Source organism: Sphingomonas yantingensis (genome assembly GCF_014199325.1).
In the GTDB taxonomy this organism is placed as follows: Bacteria; Pseudomonadota; Alphaproteobacteria; order Sphingomonadales; family Sphingomonadaceae; genus Sphingomonas; species Sphingomonas yantingensis.
This window is the reverse complement of record NZ_JACIJJ010000001.1, coordinates 704,684-724,603: the sequence shown is the minus strand read 5'-3', so window position 1 is coordinate 724,603 and position 19,920 is coordinate 704,684. Positions and strand designations below refer to the sequence as shown.

General features: G+C 67.0%; 22 protein-coding genes. 1 reads left to right on the top strand and 21 read right to left on the bottom strand.

What is annotated here, in order from left to right; genetic code table 11:
- Window position 1 precedes the first annotated feature (1 nt).
- From rplV to FHR19_RS03565, 19 genes are all read right to left on the bottom strand, one after another.
- Window positions 2-382, bottom strand: a complete 381-nt coding sequence (gene rplV, locus FHR19_RS03655; protein ID WP_184024481.1) for a 50S ribosomal protein L22 — start codon at window positions 380-382, stop codon at window positions 2-4.
- Entirely contained in the window at window positions 382-660 is a 279-nt protein-coding gene (gene rpsS / locus FHR19_RS03650; RefSeq protein WP_184024478.1) for a 30S ribosomal protein S19, read from the bottom strand. Before rpsS ends, rplV begins: the two co-directional genes overlap by 1 nt.
- Window positions 661-663: 3 nt before the next feature.
- Window positions 664-1,509, bottom strand: coding sequence for a 50S ribosomal protein L2 (rplB, locus tag FHR19_RS03645; RefSeq protein ID WP_184024475.1), 846 nt, complete (start codon window positions 1,507-1,509; stop codon window positions 664-666).
- A 2-nt stretch (window positions 1,510-1,511) separates the two neighbouring features.
- Window positions 1,512-1,829 carry a 50S ribosomal protein L23 gene (locus tag FHR19_RS03640; protein WP_184024472.1) on the bottom strand — a complete coding sequence of 106 codons (318 nt, stop codon included), beginning with the start codon at window positions 1,827-1,829 and terminating at the stop codon, window positions 1,512-1,514.
- Complete coding sequence (rplD, locus tag FHR19_RS03635) at window positions 1,822-2,448, bottom strand: 50S ribosomal protein L4 (protein WP_184024469.1); 627 nt, start codon at window positions 2,446-2,448, stop codon at window positions 1,822-1,824. The genes FHR19_RS03640 and rplD overlap by 8 nt, the downstream gene beginning before the upstream one ends.
- Window positions 2,449-2,450: 2 nt before the next feature.
- Window positions 2,451-3,206: a 50S ribosomal protein L3 gene (rplC, locus tag FHR19_RS03630; RefSeq protein ID WP_184024466.1), complete on the bottom strand. Its 756-nt coding sequence runs from the start codon at window positions 3,204-3,206 to the stop codon at window positions 2,451-2,453.
- Window positions 3,207-3,514: 308 nt separating this feature from the next.
- Window positions 3,515-3,823 carry a 30S ribosomal protein S10 gene (gene rpsJ / locus FHR19_RS03625; RefSeq protein WP_096343765.1) on the bottom strand — a complete coding sequence of 103 codons (309 nt, stop codon included), beginning with the start codon at window positions 3,821-3,823 and terminating at the stop codon, window positions 3,515-3,517.
- 190 nt (window positions 3,824-4,013) lie between these two features.
- Window positions 4,014-5,207, bottom strand: a complete 1,194-nt coding sequence (tuf, locus tag FHR19_RS03620) for an elongation factor Tu (RefSeq protein WP_184024463.1) — start codon at window positions 5,205-5,207, stop codon at window positions 4,014-4,016.
- 206 nt (window positions 5,208-5,413) lie between these two features.
- Window positions 5,414-7,507 (bottom strand): elongation factor G, encoded by a 2,094-nt coding sequence (gene fusA / locus FHR19_RS03615; RefSeq protein ID WP_184024460.1) that lies wholly within the window; start codon window positions 7,505-7,507, stop codon window positions 5,414-5,416.
- Between the two features lie 170 nt (window positions 7,508-7,677).
- Window positions 7,678-8,148: a 30S ribosomal protein S7 gene (gene rpsG, locus FHR19_RS03610; RefSeq protein ID WP_184024458.1), complete on the bottom strand. Its 471-nt coding sequence runs from the start codon at window positions 8,146-8,148 to the stop codon at window positions 7,678-7,680.
- A gap of 60 nt (window positions 8,149-8,208) precedes the next feature.
- Window positions 8,209-8,580, bottom strand: coding sequence for a 30S ribosomal protein S12 (rpsL, locus tag FHR19_RS03605; RefSeq protein ID WP_184024456.1), 372 nt, complete (start codon window positions 8,578-8,580; stop codon window positions 8,209-8,211).
- 209 nt (window positions 8,581-8,789) lie between these two features.
- Window positions 8,790-9,785: an alpha/beta fold hydrolase gene (locus FHR19_RS03600; RefSeq protein ID WP_184024453.1), complete on the bottom strand. Its 996-nt coding sequence runs from the start codon at window positions 9,783-9,785 to the stop codon at window positions 8,790-8,792.
- The gene (locus tag FHR19_RS03595) at window positions 9,782-11,080 is read right to left on the bottom strand and encodes a Xaa-Pro dipeptidase (protein ID WP_184024450.1); all 1,299 of its coding nucleotides are present in this window, start codon (window positions 11,078-11,080) and stop codon (window positions 9,782-9,784) included. Before FHR19_RS03595 ends, FHR19_RS03600 begins: the two co-directional genes overlap by 4 nt.
- 58 nt (window positions 11,081-11,138) lie before the next feature.
- Window positions 11,139-11,477 (bottom strand): DUF3140 domain-containing protein, encoded by a 339-nt coding sequence (locus tag FHR19_RS03590; RefSeq protein ID WP_184025830.1) that lies wholly within the window; start codon window positions 11,475-11,477, stop codon window positions 11,139-11,141.
- Window positions 11,478-11,479: 2 nt separating this feature from the next.
- Window positions 11,480-11,716 (bottom strand): hypothetical protein, encoded by a 237-nt coding sequence (locus FHR19_RS03585; RefSeq protein WP_184024447.1) that lies wholly within the window; start codon window positions 11,714-11,716, stop codon window positions 11,480-11,482.
- 56 nt (window positions 11,717-11,772) lie between these two features.
- A complete protein-coding gene (locus FHR19_RS03580; RefSeq protein WP_184024444.1) occupies window positions 11,773-12,717 on the bottom strand; it encodes a helix-turn-helix domain-containing protein in 945 nt (314 codons plus the stop codon).
- Window positions 12,718-12,907: 190 nt separating this feature from the next.
- A complete protein-coding gene (folP, locus tag FHR19_RS03575; protein WP_184024441.1) occupies window positions 12,908-14,011 on the bottom strand; it encodes a dihydropteroate synthase in 1,104 nt (367 codons plus the stop codon).
- On the bottom strand, window positions 13,987-15,117 hold the full coding sequence (locus tag FHR19_RS03570; RefSeq protein WP_184024439.1) for a site-specific DNA-methyltransferase: 1,131 nt from the start codon (window positions 15,115-15,117) through the stop codon (window positions 13,987-13,989). Before FHR19_RS03570 ends, folP begins: the two co-directional genes overlap by 25 nt.
- 206 nt (window positions 15,118-15,323) lie before the next feature.
- On the bottom strand, window positions 15,324-16,214 hold the full coding sequence (locus FHR19_RS03565; protein ID WP_184024436.1) for a bestrophin family protein: 891 nt from the start codon (window positions 16,212-16,214) through the stop codon (window positions 15,324-15,326).
- A 101-nt stretch (window positions 16,215-16,315) separates the two neighbouring features.
- Here FHR19_RS03565 and FHR19_RS03560 point away from each other — a divergent pair, with 101 nt between their 5' ends.
- Window positions 16,316-17,893, top strand: coding sequence for a lysine--tRNA ligase (locus tag FHR19_RS03560; RefSeq protein ID WP_184024434.1), 1,578 nt, complete (start codon window positions 16,316-16,318; stop codon window positions 17,891-17,893).
- A 13-nt stretch (window positions 17,894-17,906) separates the two neighbouring features.
- On the opposite strand, the gene FHR19_RS03555 is transcribed toward FHR19_RS03560, so the two are convergent.
- Both FHR19_RS03555 and hisC read right to left on the bottom strand, forming a co-directional pair.
- Window positions 17,907-18,812 (bottom strand): prephenate/arogenate dehydrogenase family protein, encoded by a 906-nt coding sequence (locus FHR19_RS03555; RefSeq protein WP_184024432.1) that lies wholly within the window; start codon window positions 18,810-18,812, stop codon window positions 17,907-17,909.
- Window positions 18,809-19,906 (bottom strand): histidinol-phosphate transaminase, encoded by a 1,098-nt coding sequence (gene hisC, locus FHR19_RS03550; RefSeq protein WP_184024429.1) that lies wholly within the window; start codon window positions 19,904-19,906, stop codon window positions 18,809-18,811. Before hisC ends, FHR19_RS03555 begins: the two co-directional genes overlap by 4 nt.
- Window positions 19,907-19,920 lie beyond the last annotated feature (14 nt).

Sequence of the window (19,920 nt, the reverse complement as noted above, 5' to 3'; positions counted from 1 at the left end):
ATCAGGCCTCCTCTTGCACTTCACGAACCACGATCCGCAGCCGCGAGAACGGCTTGAGGATGCGCGTCGACTTGCCGCGGCCACGGGTGTGGAACCGCTTCATCGTGATCGACTTGCCGACCGACGCCTCGGCGACGACGAGCGCGTCGACGTCGAGGTTGTGGTTGTTCTCGGCATTGGCGATCGCCGAAGCGAGAACCTTGCGCGCGTCCTCTGCCATCGCCTTCTTCGAGAAGGTGAGGATGTTGAGGGCGTCGCCGGCCCGCTTGCCGCGGATCAGGCCCGCGACCAGGTTCAGCTTCTGCGCCGAACCGCGGATCTGCGTGCCGACCGACAGCGCTTCGTTATCGGCGACGCGGCGGGGAGCTTTTTCCTTGCTCATCAGCGCTTGCCCTTCTTGTCCGCGGCGTGACCGGGGAAGAAGCGCGTCGGCGCGAACTCACCCAGCTTCATGCCGACCATCTCTTCGTTGACCGACACCGGCACGAACTTGCGGCCGTTGTAGACGTTGAACGTCAGGCCGACGAACTGCGGCAGGATCGTCGAGCGGCGCGACCACGTCTTGATCGGGCCACCGCGACCGCCGGCGTCCTGTGCCGTCTCTGCCTTCTTGAGAAGGCTGAGCTCGACGAACGGACCCTTCCAAACCGAACGAGCCATCGTTTAGCCCTTCTTCTTCGCGTGGCGGCTACGGATGATAAACTTGTCCGTCGCCTTGTTGTGGCGGGTGCGCGCACCCTTGGTCGGCTTGCCCCAAGGCGTGACCGGATGACGGCCGCCCGAGGTCCGGCCTTCACCACCGCCGTGCGGGTGATCGACCGGGTTCTTGGCGACGCCGCGGGTAAGCGGACGCTTGCCGAGCCAGCGATTGCGGCCGGCCTTCGCCAGGTTGGTGTTGCCGTTGTCGGGGTTCGACACCGCACCCACCGTCGCCATGCAGTCGGCGCGGACATAGCGCTGCTCGCCCGAGTTCAGGCGGACGATGACCATGCCGCGATCGCGACCCACGACCTGCACGTACGTGCCCGCCGAACGCGCGATCTGACCGCCCTTGCCGGGCTTCATCTCGACGTTGTGGACGATCGTGCCGACCGGCATCTGGCCGAGCTCCATCGCGTTGCCCGGCTTCACGTCGGTCTTCTTGCCAGCGACGACCTTGTCGCCCGGCGAGAGACGCTGCGGCGCCAGGATGTAGGTGTACTCGGGCGCCTCTTCGGTGCCGTAGTTCACCAGCGCGATGAACGCCGTCCGGTTGGGATCGTATTCGAGACGCACCACCGTGCCCTCGACGTCCCACTTGCGACGCTTGAAGTCGATGATGCGATAGCGCTGCTTGTGGCCGCCCGCGATGCCGCGGCTGGTCACATGGCCCTTGTTGTTGCGGCCGCCTGTCTTGCGCTTGCCCTCGGTCAGCGCCTTGACGGGACCGCCCTTGTGCAGCGCCGAGCGGTCGACCAGGATCAGGCCGCGACGCGCCGGCGACGTCGGATTGTAGTTCTTCAGCGCCATGGTCAGTTGACCCCCTGCGTGACGTCGATCGAATCGCCGTCCTTCAGCGTGACGATCGCCTTCTTGATGTCCGTGCGCTTGTAGGGGACGCCCTTCCAGCGCTTGGTCTTGCCCTTCTGGACGATCGTGTTGACGCCCGTCACCGACACGTCGAACAGCGCCTCGACCGCCGCCTTGATCTGCGGCTTGGTGGCGTCATTCGCGACCTTGAACACGACGGCGTTGGCCTCCGAAACGAGGGTCGCCTTCTCGGTGATGTGCGGCGCGACGATCACGTCATAATGACGCACGTCGATCGCAGCCTTGCCCTTCTTAGCCATTGAAGCGCGCCTCCAGCTTCTCGACGGCAGCGCGGGTCAGGACCAGCGTGTCGTGCTTCAGGATGTCATAGACGTTGGCGCCGATCGCCGGCAGCACATTGACGCCCGACAGGTTGCGGGTCGCCAGCGCGAAGCCGTTCTCGACCGCCTCGCCGTCGATCACCAGCACCTTCTTGCCGAAGCCGAGCTTCGACAGCGTGCCGGTCATCGCCTTGGTCTTGGCGTCGGCGACGTTGAGGTCGTCGAGGACGACCAGCGTGCCGGCAGCCGCATGGCTCGACAGCGCCATCTTCAGGCCGAGCGCGCGAACCTTCTTGTTCAGGCTCGAATTGAAGTCGCGAAGCCGTGCACCGTGAGCCTTACCACCGCCGATGAAGATCGGCGCGGCGCGGTCGCCGTGACGGGCGGTACCGCCGCCCTTCTGGCGACCGAACTTCTTGCCGGTGCGCGACACTTCCGAACGCTCGCGCGTCGGACGCGCGGTGCCGCGGCGGTTGTGCAGCTGCCAGGTGACGACGCGGTGCAGGATGTCCGCGCGCGGCTCGACGCCGAACACGGTGTCGTTGAGCTCGATCTCGCCCTTGTCGGCGGCGTCGAGGGTCTGGACCTTGACCTTCACGTTCAGCCCTCCTGGCCGTCGGTCGCCGCAGCGTCGTCAGCACCCGTGGCGGGCGTGTCGGCGGCGGCGTCGTTGTTGTTTGCGACCTGGCGCAGGCCGGCCGGGTACGGCGCATCCTTGTGGCGCGCGACCTTGACCGCGTCCTTGACGACCAGCCACGAACCCTTGTGCCCGGGCACCGAGCCCTTCACGAACAGAAGGCCGCGCTCGACGTCGGTCGACACGATCTCGAGATTCTGCTGCGTGCGCTCGCGGTCGCCCATGTGACCGGCCATCTTCTTGTTCTTGAAGACCTTGCCCGGATCCTGGCGGTTACCCGTCGAACCATGCGAACGGTGGCTCAGCGACACGCCGTGCGTGGCGCGAAGGCCCCCGAAACCCCAGCGCTTCATGGCGCCGGCGAAACCCTTGCCCTGCGTGCGGCCCGACACGTCGACCATCTGGCCGGCGACGAAGTGGTCGGCGCCGATCTCGGCACCCACGTCGAGCATCGCATCGTCAGCGACGCGGAACTCGCAAAGCTGCGCCTTCAGCTCGACTTCGGCCTTGCCGAAGTGGCCGCGCTGCGGCTTGGCGACGTTCTTGGCCTTGGCGGTGCCGGCACCGATCTGGACGGCGACATAGCCGTCACGGTCGGCGGTGCGCTGTGCAACCACCTGGACGCCCTCGAGCGCCAGAACGGTCACCGGCACGTGCCGGCCGTCGTCCTGGAACAGGCGGGTCATCCCCATCTTCTTCGCGATCACGCCAGTGCGCATGATGCGTATTCCTTCCCACAACAGAGGCTCCCCGGGGGGAGCGTGCCAACGAAAAGACCCCCCAGCGTCACCGCCGAAGGGCCAGCCCAATTTCAAGTGCCCCCGTCAGGGCCAGGTTTTCGCTTCGGTTAAAAGCGAAAGACGGGGACTCAGGCGCCAGTCGGTGACTGGCCGGTATCCCTGCTTTCGTGAGCACCGCTCCGGGAGCGATTCTCAACACGCCGGAGAATCATCTCCTGCGGAAGCAGCGCCTTTAGGGAATGCAGGTGAGATCGTCAACCGCAGACCCGAAGGCGCGAAGCGGCCGATCAGGCCAGCTTGATCTCGACGTCGACGCCGGCGGCAAGGTCCAGCTTCATCAGCGCATCGACCGTCTGCGCGGTCGGCTGCACGATGTCGAGAAGGCGCTTGTAGGTGCGCGTCTCGAACTGCTCGCGCGACTTCTTGTCGATGTGCGGGCCGCGGTTGACGGTGAACTTGTCGATGTGCGTGGGCAGCGGGATGGGGCCACGGATCAGGGCGCCGGTGCGGCGCGCGGTGTCGGCGATGTCGCCAGCGGCCTGATCGAGCACGCGATGGTCGAACGCCTTCAGGCGAATACGGATGTTGTTGTCCATGTGTCCCTACCGATGCGAAAGAGCGGGCCCGTGACCGGGCTCATACTGTTTCTACGCGACTGACTGGTTGAGCGGGCGCCGAGGCACCCTGCCCTCATAAAAAGGCAACGGCCGAACCGATTGCTCGGTCCGGCCGCTGTCCTGAAGTCCGGGAGCGAGTCACCCCGCCCCGGCAAGGCTCGCGCCTATATTACTTCGAAATGGCGCTGACAACCCCTGCGCCGACGGTGCGACCGCCCTCGCGGATGGTGAAGCGCTGGCCGACGTCCATGGCGATCGGCGCGATGAGCTTGACGCCCAGCGCGACGTTGTCGCCCGGCATGACCATCTCGGTGCCCTCGGGCAGCTCGATCGTGCCGGTCACGTCGGTCGTGCGGAAGTAGAACTGCGGACGATAGTTGGCGAAGAACGGCGTGTGACGGCCACCCTCGTCCTTCGACAGCACGTACACTTCCGACTGGAAGTCGGTGTGCGGCTTGATCGAGCCGGGCTTGCAGAGCACCTGGCCACGCTCGACCTCTTCACGGCCGACGCCGCGGATCAGCGCACCGATGTTGTCGCCGGCCATGCCCTGGTCGAGCAGCTTGCGGAACATCTCGACGCCCGTGACCGTGGTCTTGCGGGTGTCGTTGATGCCGACGATCTCGACTTCCTCGCCGACCTTGACGACGCCGGTCTCGACGCGGCCGGTGACGACGGTGCCGCGACCCGAGATCGAGAACACGTCCTCGATCGGCATCATGAACGGCTTGTCGAGCGGACGCTCGGGCTGCGGGATCGACTCGTCGACGGCGGCCATGAGCGCAAGGACGGCGTCCTTGCCCAGCTTCTCGTCCGAACCGTTGAGCGCGGCGGTCGCCGAGCCACGGATGATCGGAATGTTGTCGCCGTCGAAGTCACGCTTCGACAGTTCCTCGCGGACCTCCATCTCGACCAGCTCGAGGATTTCCTCGTCGTCGACCAGGTCGCACTTGTTGAGGAACACGACCATCGCGGGCACGCCGACCTGGCGGGCGAGCAGGATGTGCTCCTTGGTCTGCGGCATCGGGCCGTCGGTGGCCGCCACGACCAGGATCGCGCCGTCCATCTGCGCCGCGCCGGTGATCATGTTCTTCACATAGTCGGCGTGGCCGGGGCAGTCGACGTGCGCATAGTGACGCGACTCGGTCTCGTACTCGACGTGCGCGGTCGAGATCGTGATGCCGCGCTCGCGCTCTTCCGGCGCCTTGTCGATGTTCGCGAAGTCGACCGCAGCGTTACCCGCGACGTTCTCTGCGAGGATCTTGGTGATCGCAGCCGTCAGCGACGTCTTGCCATGGTCGACGTGACCGATGGTGCCGATGTTGAGGTGCGGTTTGGACCGATCGAACTTTGCCTTCGCCATGATTTCCTACCTTCTGGATCAATTTCGCGGCCGGTAAGGGCGCCACGCGAACGCGGCCCCTTAACGGGTGTTTTCATCGAGCGCCAGCCCCCGGTCGGGCCGACAGCGGAGTAAATCCGCTGTCGTCGGACGCCGGGCTGTGCCCGGCACCGGCCGGCCGTTCGGCGTCTCGGAGACAGGCGAGCCTGCCTCCGTGCGCCTTGGGCTTACGCCAGCTTCGCCTTCACTTCGTCGGCGACGTTGGCGGGCACCTCGTCATAGTGGCTGAACTGCATCGAGTAGCTCGCGCGGCCCTGCGTGAACGAGCGCAGCTGGTTCACATAGCCGAACATGTTCGCCAGCGGGACCATCGCCGTCACGGCCTGCGCGTTGCCGCGCGTGTCAGTACCCTGGATCTGGCCACGGCGGCTGTTCATGTCGCCGATGACGTCGCCGAGATAATCCTCGGGGGTGACGACCTCGACCTTCATGATCGGCTCGAGCAGCTTGATGCCCGACTTCTGCGCCGCTTCGCGCATCGCCGCACGTGCGGTGATTTCGAACGCCAGCGCCGACGAGTCGACGTCGTGGTACGCGCCGTCATACAGCAGCACCTCAAAGTCGATGATCGGGAAGCCGACGAGCGAACCCGTCGCCGCGGTCTCACGGAAGCCCTTCTCGATCGCGGGGATATATTCCTTCGGAATGTTACCGCCCTTGATCTCGTCCTTGAAGACGAAGCCCGAACCGCGCTCGCCCGGCGTCAGCTTGACCTTGACGCGGCCGAACTGACCGGTGCCGCCCGACTGCTTCTTGTGCGTGTAGTCGATGTCGACCGGCTTGCCGAGATACTCACGGTAAGCCACCTGCGGCGCGCCGACATTGGCCTCGACCTTGAACTCGCGGCGCATGCGGTCGACGAGGATCTCGAGGTGGAGTTCGCCCATCCCCTTGATGATCGTCTGGCCGCTCTCGTGGTCGGTCGACACGCGGAACGAGGGATCCTCGGCGGCGAGGCGATTGAGCGCGATGCCCATCTTCTCCTGGTCGGCCTTGGTCTTCGGCTCCACCGAAAGCTCGATCACCGGCTCGGGGAACTCCATCCGCTCGAGGATGATCGGGTTCGCCGGGTCGCACAGCGTGTCGCCCGTCGTGGTCTCCTTGAGACCCGCGATCGCGACGATGTCGCCCGCACGCGCCTCGTCGATGTCCTCACGCGAGTTCGCGTGCATGAGGAGCATACGGCCGATCTTTTCCTTCTTGTCCTTCACCGAGTTCAGGTAGCTGCCCTTGGTGAGCACGCCCGAATAGATGCGCGCGAACGTCAGCGAGCCGACGAACGGATCGTTCATGATCTTGAACGCCAGCGCCGAAAAGGGCGCGTCGTCCGACGAGGGACGCTCGTCCGCGGTCTCGCCGTCCAGCTTCACGCCGGCGATGGCGGGCACGTCGAGCGGGCTCGGCAGATAGTCCACGACCGCGTCGAGCAGGGGCTGCACGCCCTTGTTCTTGAACGCCGACCCGCAGACGACCGGCACGAAGGTCATGTCGAGCGTGCCCTTGCGGATCAGCGCCTTCAGCGTCTTCGAATCGGGCTCGTTGCCCTCGAGATACGCTTCCATCGCAGCATCGTCCTGCTCGACGGCCAGCTCGATCAGGTCGCTGCGATACTTGGCGGCCTTTTCCTTCAGGTCCTCGGGGATCTCCTGATATTCGAACTTCGCGCCCAGGCTCTCCTCGAGCCAGATGATCGCGCGGTTCTCGACCAGATCGACCAGGCCCTTGAAGCCGCCTTCCATGCCGATCGGGAGATACAGCACCGCCGGCTTCGCGCCGAGGCGGTCGATGATCGACTGCACGCAGAAGTAGAAGTCGGCGCCGGTGCGGTCGAGCTTGTTGACGAAGCACATGCGCGGCACGCGGTACTTGTCCGCCTGACGCCACACCGTCTCAGACTGCGGCTCGACGCCGGCAACGCCGTCGAAGCACGCGACCGCGCCGTCGAGCACGCGCAGCGAACGCTCGACCTCGATCGTGAAATCGACGTGGCCCGGCGTGTCGATGATGTTGATCAGGTGCTCGGGGCCCTGGCCGTCCTCGGCCTTCCACTTGCAGGTGGTGGCGGCCGACGTGATCGTGATGCCGCGCTCCTGCTCCTGCTCCATCCAGTCCATCGTCGCGGTGCCCTCATGGACCTCGCCGATCTTGTAGGACTTGCCGGTGTAGTAGAGGATGCGCTCGGTCGTCGTCGTCTTGCCGGCGTCGATGTGCGCCATGATGCCGATGTTGCGATAGCGCTCGAGCGGATGGCTGCGGGCCATGATCTTACTCCTGGTGCCGAATGGCGGCGGGGGCGAATTGAAAATCGGTGCCGTTCGTCGCGACCGAAGTCGCAAGGAACCGCGAGCATCGGCTCGTGGCGGTCCCGCGGCTGCGCTCGGGACGAACGGGGAATGGGGGCAAGGCCGAAGCCTCGCCCCCTATATAGTCATTACCAGCGATAGTGCGAGAAGGCGCGGTTCGCTTCGGCCATGCGATGCGTGTCCTCGCGCTTCTTGACCGCGTTGCCGCGATTGTTGGCGGCGTCGAGCAGCTCACCCGACAGGCGCGCCGACATGGTGTTCTCGCTGCGGTTGCGGGCCGAGGTGATGAGCCAGCGGATCGCCAGCGCCTGCGCACGCTCGGGACGCACCTCGACGGGAACCTGATAGGTCGCACCGCCGACGCGGCGGCTGCGGACCTCGATGCCCGGCTTGATGTTGTTGAGCGCGTCGTGGAACACGCCGATCGGATCGCGCTTCGCACGGCTCTCGACGGTCTCGAGCGCGGTGTAGACGATGCCCTCGGCAACGGCCTTCTTGCCGTCCAGCATGACGCTGTTCATGAACTTCGACAGGACCTGATCTCCGAACTTGGGATCAGGCAGGATTTCCCGCTTTTCGGGACGACGACGACGTGCCATCTCAGATTTCCTTCTAGAACTTCAGCGAACCCGGAACCTGTCCGGCGCTTACTATGGCGATTACTTCGGACGCTTGGCGCCGTACTTCGAGCGGCTCTGCTTGCGATCCTTGACGCCCTGCGTATCGAGCACGCCGCGAAGGACGTGGTAGCGAACGCCGGGAAGATCGCGGACACGGCCACCGCGGATGAGCACGACCGAGTGCTCCTGCAGGTTGTGGCCCTCGCCCGGGATGTACGAGATGACTTCGCGGCTGTTGGTCAGACGGACCTTGGCCACCTTGCGAAGCGCCGAGTTCGGCTTCTTCGGGGTCGTCGTATAGACGCGGGTGCAGACACCGCGCTTCTGCGGGTTCTGGTCCATCGCAGGGACCTTCGACTTGGCCTTCTGCGGTTCGCGGCCCTTGCGGACCAGCTGGTTGATCGTCGGCATGAAGCCCTTCACCTTCCAAATGGTTACTTTGCTGGAGCCCTTTACGAGCGAATACGAAAACGACCCGGACGCGTGCGCCCAGGCCTTTGACGTCTCCAGCAACGTTCAGCGCATGTCCGGTCGTGACTCGAAAGACCCCGACAGGAACCGGCGGGCCTATACGCGGGGCATGGGGGACGGTCAACACCGCCCCGCCCGCGCCCGCGCCGTCAGCCGAGCGCGGCGAGCAATGCCTCGTGGAAGCGGTCCGGCGCCTCGACCTGCGGCGCGTGGCCCACCCCGTCGAGCCGGACCAGTCGTGCGCCCGCGATCTTCGCGACGGCCGCCGGGGCGATTGCGGGGATCGGCTTCAGGAACTGCTGGAGCGAGGCGGGTGCCTGGCGCTTGCCGAACACCGTCGTGTCGCGGGTGCCGACGATCACCGTCGCCGGCGCCTTGATCCGGCCGAAGCCATAGACGACGGGCTGGGTGAAGATCATCTCGCTGGTCTTGGCCTGCGCGGTCGCCACCGCCTCGCGCCCTGCCCCCGCCGACTGGCCGGCCAGCATCCGCACCCAGCGGTCGTACGCCGGGCGCCATTCGCCGTGATAGTAATTGGCGAGCTGATACGCCTTGATCGTCGCGGCGGTCGTCTTGCGCTCGTCGGCGATCAGGTCGGCGAGCGGGCGATAGGGCACGCCCTCCGCCGCGCGATCCGACAGGCCGAGCGGATTGACCATCACCAGCCGGTCGGTGAGCTCGGGATGGTCGATCGCGAAGCGCGCGGCGAGCATGCCCCCCATCGAATGGCCGACGATCACCGCCCGGCCGATCCCGCGCGCCTTCATCAGCCGCGCGGTGTTCGCCGCGAGGCCCGACAGTGTGTATTGCGCGCCCGCCGGCTTGTCCGACTTGCAGAAGCCGATCTGGTCGGGGATCAGCACCCGCCAGCCGCGCGCGACGAGCATCCGCGCCGCCGCTTCCCACGTCGCCCCGCAGAAGTTCTTGCCGTGCAGCAGCACCGCAACGCGGCCGTTCGCCGTCTCCGGGCGCACGTCCATGAACGCCATCTGCGCCACCTCGCCGCCCATGGACACACGCAGCCGTTCGACGGTGAAGGGATAGTCGAACCGCTCCAGATTGGCGCCTAGGTCGGGCGTCGCCGGCACGGGGGCCGGCGACGCCGCGGCGACCTGAAGCAGCGCGAGGGTGGCGATGACGCTCATGGCGCCACCGCCCCGGCCACGACCTCACCGCCCTTGATGACGGCGACCGGCTTTTCGAGCGTGCGGATATCGGTCAGCGGGTCGCCCTCCACCGCGACGATGTCGGCATGGCGGCCGACCGCGATCGCCCCCACGTCTTGGCTACGCCCCAGCGCTTCGGCCGCATTCGAGGTCGCCGCCCGGATCGCCTGCAGCGGGGTCAGGCCGTAGCGGACCATCACCGCGAACTGGCGCGCATTGTCGCCGTGCGGATAGATGCCCGCATCGGTCGAAAAGATCATCCGCGCGCCCGCCTGAGCCGCCTTTCGGAAGTTTTCGCGCTGGATCGTGCCGACGCGGCGCTCCTTCTCAATATTCTCGGGCAGGACGCCGTTCTTCTCGCCCTCCGACAGCGTATATTCGGTGTTGTAGATGTCGAAGCCGAGGAAGGTGCCCTTCGCCTTCGCCGCCTTGATCCCGGCATCGTCGATGAAGCTCACATGCTCGATCGTGTCGAACCCCGCCTCGATCGCGGCGCGAATGCCGTCGGCGCCGTGCGCATGCGCGGCGGCCTTCAGCTTCCAGAAATGCGCCTCATCGGCGATCGCTTTCAGCTCATCGAGGCTCAATTGCTGGACGCCCGGTTCGGTATTGCGGCTGAACACGCCGCCGGTCGCGCACGCCTTGATGATCTCGGCCCCGTATTTGCGCTGCTCGCGCACGCGGCGGCGCAGTTCCTCGGGGCTGTCACCGACCGCGGGCGACTTCTTGGCATAGGAGGGCGGCAGGAACGTCTCGTCGCAATGGCCGCCGGTCGCACCCAGCGCATAGGCGGCGGGGACGATGCGAGGGCCGGTCACCCACCCCTCCTCGATCGCCTGCTTGATCCCGACATCGGCGTAGTCGTCGCTGCCGACGTTGCGCACGGTGGTGAAGCCGGCGCGCAGCGTCCGCTCGGCATTGCCGACGCCTTGCGCGGTCCAGAAGCTGTCGGTGAACTGATAGCGGCTGTACCCGCCATATTTCGGGTTGCTCGTCAGGTGGACGTGCATGTCGATCAGGCCGGGGACGAGCGTGCGGCCGGGCAGGTCGATGCGCCGCGCGCCCGCGGGGATGACGGGCCGCGACGTCCCCTCGCCCACCACCGACACGATGCGCCCCTTGGCTGCGACGATGACGGGGCGTTCGATCACCTTGCCGGTGACGACATCGATCATCCGGTCGGCGGTGATGACGACGCTGTCTGCAGGCGCGGCAGCGGGCGCTTCCTGCGGGGAAGCGGCGACAAGGGCGAGTGCAAGCGGCAGGATCGACATGGAGGCGACCGTTGTCGCCTCGCAACGAAGGGTCAAGAGGGATTGGGAAACGCCCGCTTCAATCCTTGAGCGGATCGTGACCCCAATTCATCAGCGAATAGCGCCAGTCCGAATGTTCGGCATCGTCCTTCGGCCCGCCTTGGGCCAGATGGCGGCGGACATAGCTCACCACCTTCTTCATGTGCGCATAGTCGTCGTCGGTAAGGTCGGCCTGCTTCGTCCGCTTGATCTCGACGATCCGACGGCCGGACGCGTGACCGACGCTCTCGCCGCCGCCCTTCTTCTGCCCAACCAACTTCGACTCTTCGGTATCGAGGAATTTCTCGATCGCGGCCGGCGGCATGTTGACCGCCTCGGCGAAGTCGTCGCGGACCTGCTTCTTCTCGCCGTCGTCCATCGTCACATGCCGTTGGCGGGCATCGCGCCGTTCATGTCGTTACCCATCGCGTTCATCGCAGCGGCATCGTCGGCGGCGGTGTTGAGGACCGCGTCGTTCTCGAACGAATAATTGGCCTGCGCGTCGTTCAGGATGACGTTGCCGGTATTGGTCGTCGTGGCGGTCTGATCGGTGGCGGTGCCGCCGCATGCCGCAAGCAGCGCGATCGGCGGCAGGGCAAGGAAATAGCGGGATTTCATCGGGACTTGCTCCGTCTGTTACCGGGGTTCAACCCGCGAGATCGCAACTCGTTGCGTCACGGGATGGACAGCCCCGCGCGCCGGATGGCCGCGCAGTATCGCCGCATCCCCATCACCGCCGTCTCGCTAAGCCCGACATAGGCGCGGCGGCGGTCGAACGGGTCGTCGTGCCGTTCGAACAGCCCCGCCTCGCGCATCGTCGTGATCCAGCGCAGCGCCGTCGTCGCGGGCACCGACGCGGCGATGCAGAGGCTGGAGACCGAGACGCGCACATGCTCCAGATGCGCGGCGAACAGGTCGAGCAGCATGTCCCAAGCGGGATCGGCGAACAGGTCGCCGGCGAAGAACTGGTCGCGCATCCGGCGCGCACGGATCGCCGCGCGGATATCCGCGGGATCGACCGCAGGCTCGCCGTCGTCGGGCATCGCTCGGAATGCAGGCGCCTTGTCGGCGACTTGTGTCATCAGCGTGGCGGTGCCCGGCTCCGAACGGGCGAGCCGGGCCAGCGTCTCGGCGATCCGCGCCACCTCGTCGTTCAGCTGGCGCAGCCGCCGCTGGTCGGATTCGCGCGCGGCGTCGTGCAGCGTCTGCGACGGCGGCGCGGCGAGCGCGAAGGCGGTAAGCCGGTCGATCGGCGTCGGATTGCACAGCAGCTCCGCCCGCACGCCGTCCAGTGCCGCCGCGACCACGTCGATCGCCTCGGGCGGGAACGCCGCGACGACCAGTGCATCGTGGCGATGCGCCGCCGCCGCCGCCGCGTCGAGCACGGCCATCGTCGCCGCATCCGCCTCACCGGCGGGCAGGTCGAGCGCGACGACATGAAGCCGCGCCTGCATCGACAGCCGCCGCGGCCCCTCCGCCAGGGAGACGCGGCCCGCGACCCGCGCCCCTGCCGCACGCGCCGCTTCCGCCATCAGCTCGACGGCATCGCCATCGCCGATCGCAACCACCACCCGCTCGTCAAGGTCGAGCGCACCCAGATAACTTGTCGATCCTTCCATCCCGTGCACCCCTGTCGATGGTTTCGATCCGGAGACGATATTGACGCAAGTTACATGGACCCCAAATGTTCCGTTTGCTTCATTTCGGATGATCCGGTCGCCAGGGCCGCTCGGCGCTGAAAGGGGTCAATCCAAAACGGCGCAATTTCAACCGGGTGCTGCGCCGGAAGCTCCGATCCGGCGGGGTCGTTTACCTCGCGACAAGCGCTGCGTCGCGAAGGCCGCGCCACACGCGCAGTGCCTGCACGCTTTCCTCGACATCATGGACGCGCAGCCATTGCGCCCCTTGCTCCGCCCCCTTGAGCGCCAATGCGATCGACCCACCGAGGCGCTTTTCGACCGGCGCTTCGCCCGACAGCGCGCCGACGATCCGCTTGCGACTAGCCCCCAGCAGGAGCGGACAGCCGAGCCCGTGAAACAGCGACAGGCCGTTCAGGACCACCATGTTCTCTGCCAGCGACTTGCCGAAGCCGATGCCCGGATCGACGAGGATTTTCGCGCGGTCGATGCCCGCGGCGACCGCCGCCTCGATCCGGGCCTCGAGCCAGTCGAACGTGTCGGTAAGCGCGTTGCCGCCCGCCATCACCCCCTCGGCCCCGCGCTTCGGATCGGCCGAATGCATCAGGATGACGGGTACCCCCGCGCGCGCCACCACCCCAGCCGCGCGGTCGTCGTAGAGCAGCGCCGACACGTCGTTGACGAGATGTGCGCCCGCCGCCAGCGCCGCTTCCATCACCGCCGCCTTGCGCGTGTCGATCGAGACGGGCGTGCCGCTCGCCGCCAGCCGCTCGATGACGGGCACGACGCGGGCGATCTCGTCGCCTTCCCAGACGGTCGCCGCACCCGGCCGGGTCGATTCGCCGCCAACATCGACGATCGCCGCTCCCGCCGCCGCCATGTCGACCGCCGTTGCAGCGGCCGCGGCCGGATCGCCGTCGTGCCGCCCGCCGTCGGAGAAGCTGTCGGGGGTGAGATTCAGGATCGCCATCACCTGCGGCTGGTCGAAGCGCAGCACCCGCTCCCCCGCGGTGATTGCTGACCGCGGCGCGGAAATGCGGCGCGCAAGCAGCATGGCCCGCTCGGCCTGCGGCTCGGGCAGCGTCGCCACGAAATCGTCGAAGCCGGTGACCGGCACCGTCCGCCGCTCGCCCCCGCCGATCACCTCATAGCCGGCGAACCATTGCAGGCCGCCGGCCAGCCGCGCGACCTCGCCGTCGCGGCCCACGGGCGTGTCGACGAACTGGACGGGGCGCAGGTGCACGGCGGCGCTCAGGGCTGGGTCGCGAGCAGCCATTGCTGGCGAAGCGTGTCGATCGGTGCGAGCCCGCCCTCGGCCTCGATATGCCAGAAGGTCCAGCCGTTGCACGATGGCGCACCCTGTACCGCCGCGCCGAGCTTGTGGATCGACCCCTCGCCACCGTCGCCCGCCAGCGATCCGTCGGCGCGCACGGTCACGCGCCAGCGCCGCTTGGCATCGGTCAGCACCGCGCCGGGCGCGATCATCCCGTTCTCGACCAACGTCCCGAACGCGACGCGCGGGGCGTTGCGCGGTGCCTGCATCGTGCGCAGCAGCGATTCGTCGAGCGGCAGCGCCGCCTCGATCCGCGCCTCGGCCGCGGCGATGTACGCCTCCTCGCGCTCGATGCCGATGAAGCGGCGGCCCAGCCGCTTGGCCACCGCGCCCGTCGTCCCGGTGCCGAAAAAGGGATCGAGCACCACGTCGCCCGGATGCGTTGCGGCGAGCATCACGCGATAGAGCAGCGCCTCGGGCTTCTGCGTCGGGTGGACCTTGTGCCCGTCCTCCCCCTTCAGCCGCTCCGCGCCCGAGCAGATCGCGAACTCCCAGTCGGAGCGCATCTGAAGCTCGTCGTTGAGCGTCTTGAGGCTGCGATAATTGAAGGTGTAGCGCGCCTTCTCGCCCATCGACGCCCAGATCAGCGTCTCGTGCGCGTTGGTGAAGCGCGTGCCTTTGAAATTGGGCATCGGGTTCGATTTGCGCCAGACGATGTCGTTGAGGATCCAGAAGCCCATGTCCTGGACCGCGGTGCCGACGCGGAAGATGTTGTGATAGCTGCCGATCACCCAGATCGTGCCGTTCGGCTTCAGGATGCGGCGCGCTTCCTTGAGCCACGCGCGGGTGAAGCGGTCATAGGCGGCGAAGGTGTCGAACCGGTCCCAGTCGTCGGTGACCGCATCGACATGGCTGCCGTCCGGCCGGAACAGCTCGCCGCCGAGTTGCAGGTTGTAGGGCGGGTCGGCGAAGATGCAGTCGATGCTGGCATCGGGCAGCGCCTTCATCGCCGCCACGCAGTCGCCGCGCAGGATCGTGTCGAGCGGCAGCGGGGCCGCGACGCGGGGCTTGCGGCGCGACGGCGCGCGCACCTTTTCGATCACTGGCATCGTCGTTGGCTTCCCCGGCTCCCTTGGAAACGCACTCCGAATCCAAAGTGACGGCGGCGTCAAGCTTGCGATGGTTGTCGGAAACGGTTGCCAACCCGTTCACCGCGCCGAACATTTCGAGTCCGCAACCAGATATGGGGTCGCTGACCCCGCCCCGGCCCACCAGTGCTTGCGATGTGGCGCGCCGGACTCACCGCCGACAAAAGTTACCAGAGCACGCCCTTGACCGGGGTCAGCGGCTTCGGCGCCTCGTCGCCGATCGCCTGCTTCAGGTCGATTTCGATCGTCCGGCACATCGCGTTCATCGGCAGGTCGTGGGGCGTATTGCTGAACGGATCGACCAGATCGTCGCCGATCTGAAGCGCGGCGAGGAACATCAGGCCCGCCAGCGTCGAGCCGATCGGCGTCGCCCAGCCCAGCGTCTCGACCAGCCCGATCGGCAGGAGCAGGCAGAACAGCCGCGTGAAGAACGACGGGAAGAAGCGGTACTGGACGGGCAGCGGCGTGTTCTTCAGCCGCTCCATGCCGCCCTGTGCATTGGCGATGTCGACGAGGATGCGCTCCATCTGCGTCTGCTGGATCGTGTCGATCCACCCCTGTTGTCGCGCCTCCTCGATCCGCTTCGAGGTGCCGTCGAGGAAGCCGTTGGCGCCGTTGACGCGGCTCATCGGCTCCGCGCCCTCCTCCTTCGACACGAAGTCATAGACCTCGGGGCAGTCGCCAAGCTTGCGAAGCTGTGCGCGCAGTGCGTTGACATAGGCGACCTGGCGCAGCGCGATCGAGCGCTTCAGGTCTCTCGCCCGCGCCGGCTCATCGGGGATGAAGGCGATCGCCGCGCGGGCGAGGTTGCGCGAGGCATTGATCATCAGCCCCCAAAGCTGCCGCCCCTCCCACCAGCGCTGGTACGCCGAATTGTCGCGAAAGCCGAGGAACAGCGCCAGCACCGTACCGAAGATGGTGAGCGGCAGCGACGGCGCCTTGAACGTCGTCATCATGTAGAAGGCGGTGACCGCGATGTCCCAGACGAACAGCAAGGCCAGCGGCTTCCACACCTCGACGACGATGGTGCTCATGCGGGGGGTGTCGTTGACGATCATGGCGGCTTAACCTGTGTTGGACGCCCACATGAATTGTTGCGACCGCGAAGTGTTCCGGTCCCGTTTGTAAGGAAGCGTTACCGTCGCTAGAGGCTCCTCCCATGCCGACCGTAACCCCCGAACTCCGCACCGCCGCCACCACGTCCAAGGCCTGGCCCTATGAAGAGGCGCGCAAGCTCCTCGCCCGCTACCTCGAGGGCAAGCCGGGCGGCGCGCCCATATTGTTCGAGACCGGCTACGGCCCCTCGGGCCTGCCGCATATCGGCACCTTCAACGAAGTGCTGCGCACGACGATGGTCCGCCGCGCGTTCGAGACGCTGAGCGACCAGCCGACGCGCCTGATCGCGTTTTCGGACGATATGGACGGGCTTCGCAAGGTGCCCGACAACGTGCCGAACCGCGAGATGCTGGCCGAGCATCTGGGCAAGCCGCTGACGAAGGTGCCCGACCCGTTCGGCAAGTTCGAGAGCTTCGCGCATCACAACAACGCGATGCTGCGCGACTTCCTCGACCGCTTCGGTTTCGATTACGAGTTCGCCTCCGCCACCGATTACTATGCGAGCGGTCGGTTCGACGAGACGCTGAAGGCGGTGCTGCGCCACTATGACGCGATCATGGGCGTGATGCTGCCGACGCTGCGCGAGGAGCGGCGCGCGACCTATTCGCCCGTGCTGCCGATCAGCCCGACGAGCGGCATCGTCCTTCAGGTGCCGGTCGAGGTCGTCGATGCCGACGCCGGCAGAATCGCGTTCATGGATGAGGGCCAGCGGATCGAGCAGTCGATCCTGGGCGGCGCGGCGAAGCTTCAGTGGAAAGTCGATTGGGCGATGCGCTGGGTCGCGCTCGGCGTCGATTACGAGATGGCGGGCAAGGACCTGATCGATTCGGTCACGCAGTCGTCAAAGATTGCCCGTGTCCTCGGCGCGCGCCCGCCCGAGGGTTTCAACTACGAGATGTTCCTCGACGAGCATGGGCAGAAGATCTCGAAGTCCAAGGGCAACGGCCTCAGCCTCGACCAGTGGCTGACCTATGGGCCGGAGGAGAGCCTCGCCTTCTACGCCTATCGCGAGCCCAAAAAGGCCAAGCAGCTCCACCTCGGCGTCATTCCGCGCGCGATCGACGAATATTGGCAGTTCCGCGGCAATTATGCTGGCCAGCCGGTCGAGCAGCGGCTGGGCAACCCCGTCCACCACATCCACAATGGCGAGCCGCCGGCGGAGAAGCTGCCCGTCACCTTCGGGCTTTTGCTTAACCTCATTGGCGTGATGGGCGAGGCGACGAAGGATCAGGTCTGGGGCTATCTCGGCAATTATGTCGCCGACGCCAGCCCCGAGCGTTACCCGGCGCTCGACGCGCTGATCGGGCACGCCATCGCCTATGTCCGCGACGTGGCGGAAAAGCCCGTCCGCCGCGCGCCCGAGGGGGTGGAGGTCGACGCGCTGCGCCGCCTCGATGCCGAACTGGCGGCGCTACCCGAGGGAGCGAGCGCCGAGGACATCCAGAACATCGTCTACGAGATCGGCAAGACCGGCGGCTTCGAGAACCTGCGCGACTGGTTCAAGGCGCTGTACGAAACGCTGCTGGGATCGAGCCAGGGGCCGCGCATGGGCAGCTTCATCGCGCTCTATGGCATCGACAACAGCCGCAATCTGATCGCGGAGGCGCTGGCGCGGGGCTGACCCCCGCGCCACGTCACTCGTGCGTGCGCCCGAAATCGGCGCGCGCGTCGTCCTGCCCCTGCTCGACGATCGAGCGGCGGATGGCGCGGGTCTGAGTGAAATGGTCGAACAGCGCGTCGCCCTGTCCCCAGCGGATCGCGCGCTGGAGCAGCGCGAGATCTTCCGAGAAGCGCTGGAGCATGTCGAGCACCGCTTCGCGATTGGCGAGGAACACGTCGCGCCACATCGTCGGGTCGCTCGCGGCGATGCGGGTGAAGTCGCGAAACCCGCCCGCCGAATATTTGATGACCTCGGACTGGGTGACTTCTTCCAGATCGGACGCCGTACCGACGATCGTGTAGGCAATGAGGTGCGGCAGGTGGCTGGTCACCGCCAGCACGCGGTCGTGGTGGTCGGGCGCCATCGTCTCGACCTCCGCCCCCAGCGCCCGCCAGAAGCCGGCGACGCGATCGACCGCGACGGGGTCGGTGCCCTCGGGCGGGGTCAGGATGCACCAGCGGTGGTTGAACAGGGTCGCGAAGCCCGCGGTCGGGCCGCTCTGCTCGGTGCCGGCGACGGGATGCGCGGGGACGATGACATGGCCGGGGAGCGCGGCGGCCAGCGCCTCGACCACGCTCGCCTTGCACGAGCCGACGTCGGTGACGATCGCATCGGCGGGCAGCGCCGGCGCGAGGTCCGCCGCCGCACGGCCCATCGCGCCGACGGGGACGCACAGCACCACCAGGTCCGCCTCGCGCGCCGCTGCGTCGGCATCGTCGGCGATTTCGTCGCACAGCCCGATCTCGCGCGCGGTCGCCCGTACCTCGGGATCAGCGTCGTAGCCGGTCACCTGCACGCCCTCGATCCGCGCGCGCGCCGCGCGCGCGACCGACGAGCCGATCAGGCCCAGCCCGACAACGGTGATCCGGGTGAAGCTCATCCCCGCTCGACGATTGCGCGCAGCGCCGCCATCACCCCCTGCGTCTCCTCGGCAGTGCCGATCGAGATGCGCAGGCCGTGCGGCAGGCCCTGTCCCGGCAGCCAGCGGACGAGATAGCCCGCGTCCATCAGCCCCTTGTACGCGGTCTCGGCGCTCACCGGCCCCTCGAACAGGACGAGGACGAAGTTGCACATCGACGGGACGGCGCGCAGCCCGGCATTGCCGAGCTTGCCGATCTCGGCCGCGAACCAAGTGCGCCACTCCTCGTTGTGGACTCGGCTCGCCTCGACGAAGTCCTGCGCGGCGAGCGCGGCAAGCGCCGCCCCCTGCCCCGCGGTCGTGATGTTGAACGGCATCCGGATGCGGTGCATCGCCTCGACCGCCTCGGCCGAGCCGTAGCCCCAGCCGATCCGCTCGGCGGCGAGGCCGTATATCTTGGAGAAGGTGCGCGTGACGATGACGTTCGCCTCGGTCTTGGCGAGTTCCAGCGCGCCGTCGTCGTCGCCCGCGTCGATATATTCGGCATAGGCCTGGTCGATGACCAGCATCACGTCGCGCGGCAACCCGGCGTGCAGCCGCGAAATCTCCTCGCGCGGGGCGAAGGTGCCGGTGGGGTTGTTGGGGTTCGCCACATAGACGACCTTCGTCGCGGGCGTGATCGAAGCCAGGATTGCGTCGACATCAGTCGCATAATCCTTGTCCGGGGCGATCACGGGCCTCGCGCCCACCCGGCGCGCTGCGATCTCGTACACCGCAAAGCCGTAGCGGACAAACACGACCTCGTCCCCCGGTCCGGCATAGGCGCCGGCCACCAGATGCAGCACCTCGTCCGACCCGGTGCCGTAGATGATCCGCGCGGGGTCGAGGCCGTAGCGCGCGCCGATCGCCTCGCGCAGTTCGGCCGCGCCGGGGTCGGGATAGCGTTCGAGGCTGCCGGCGGCGGCGGCGAATGCCTCGCGCGCCTCTGGCGCGGTGCCGAGCGGGTTCTCGTTCGACGACAGCTTGACGACCTTGCGCCCGTCGTCGGTCTTCGACCGGCCGGGGACATACGGAGCGATGCCCATGATCCAGGGCTTGGGAACGGGTGCGAACATGGGGCCTGCCGATA

What these genes read in the sequence shown, in the direction of transcription:
- FHR19_RS03640 (WP_184024472.1), bottom strand. Translation starts at nt 1,829, where the DNA reads ATGGCTAAGAAGGGCAAGGCTGCGATCGACGTGCGTCATTATGACGTG.
- hisC (WP_184024429.1), bottom strand. Translation starts at nt 19,906, where the DNA reads ATGTTCGCACCCGTTCCCAAGCCCTGGATCATGGGCATCGCTCCGTAT.
- FHR19_RS03555 (WP_184024432.1), bottom strand. Translation starts at nt 18,812, where the DNA reads ATGAGCTTCACCCGGATCACCGTTGTCGGGCTGGGCCTGATCGGCTCG.
- rplV (WP_184024481.1), bottom strand. Translation starts at nt 382, where the DNA reads ATGAGCAAGGAAAAAGCTCCCCGCCGCGTCGCCGATAACGAAGCGCTG.
- tuf (WP_184024463.1), bottom strand. Translation starts at nt 5,207, where the DNA reads ATGGCGAAGGCAAAGTTCGATCGGTCCAAACCGCACCTCAACATCGGC.
- folP (WP_184024441.1), bottom strand. Translation starts at nt 14,011, where the DNA reads ATGGCTGCTCGCGACCCAGCCCTGAGCGCCGCCGTGCACCTGCGCCCC.
- rpsS (WP_184024478.1), bottom strand. Translation starts at nt 660, where the DNA reads ATGGCTCGTTCGGTTTGGAAGGGTCCGTTCGTCGAGCTCAGCCTTCTC.
- FHR19_RS03585 (WP_184024447.1), bottom strand. Translation starts at nt 11,716, where the DNA reads ATGAAATCCCGCTATTTCCTTGCCCTGCCGCCGATCGCGCTGCTTGCG.
- FHR19_RS03595 (WP_184024450.1), bottom strand. Translation starts at nt 11,080, where the DNA reads ATGTCGATCCTGCCGCTTGCACTCGCCCTTGTCGCCGCTTCCCCGCAG.
- FHR19_RS03600 (WP_184024453.1), bottom strand. Translation starts at nt 9,785, where the DNA reads ATGAGCGTCATCGCCACCCTCGCGCTGCTTCAGGTCGCCGCGGCGTCG.
- rpsJ (WP_096343765.1), bottom strand. Translation starts at nt 3,823, where the DNA reads ATGGACAACAACATCCGTATTCGCCTGAAGGCGTTCGACCATCGCGTG.
- FHR19_RS03560 (WP_184024434.1), top strand. Translation starts at nt 16,316, where the DNA reads ATGCCGACCGTAACCCCCGAACTCCGCACCGCCGCCACCACGTCCAAG.
- FHR19_RS03565 (WP_184024436.1), bottom strand. Translation starts at nt 16,214, where the DNA reads ATGATCGTCAACGACACCCCCCGCATGAGCACCATCGTCGTCGAGGTG.
- rplB (WP_184024475.1), bottom strand. Translation starts at nt 1,509, where the DNA reads ATGGCGCTGAAGAACTACAATCCGACGTCGCCGGCGCGTCGCGGCCTG.
- rpsG (WP_184024458.1), bottom strand. Translation starts at nt 8,148, where the DNA reads ATGGCACGTCGTCGTCGTCCCGAAAAGCGGGAAATCCTGCCTGATCCC.
- FHR19_RS03570 (WP_184024439.1), bottom strand. Translation starts at nt 15,117, where the DNA reads ATGCCAGTGATCGAAAAGGTGCGCGCGCCGTCGCGCCGCAAGCCCCGC.
- FHR19_RS03580 (WP_184024444.1), bottom strand. Translation starts at nt 12,717, where the DNA reads ATGGAAGGATCGACAAGTTATCTGGGTGCGCTCGACCTTGACGAGCGG.
- FHR19_RS03590 (WP_184025830.1), bottom strand. Translation starts at nt 11,477, where the DNA reads ATGGACGACGGCGAGAAGAAGCAGGTCCGCGACGACTTCGCCGAGGCG.
- rpsL (WP_184024456.1), bottom strand. Translation starts at nt 8,580, where the DNA reads ATGCCGACGATCAACCAGCTGGTCCGCAAGGGCCGCGAACCGCAGAAG.
- fusA (WP_184024460.1), bottom strand. Translation starts at nt 7,507, where the DNA reads ATGGCCCGCAGCCATCCGCTCGAGCGCTATCGCAACATCGGCATCATG.
- rplC (WP_184024466.1), bottom strand. Translation starts at nt 3,206, where the DNA reads ATGCGCACTGGCGTGATCGCGAAGAAGATGGGGATGACCCGCCTGTTC.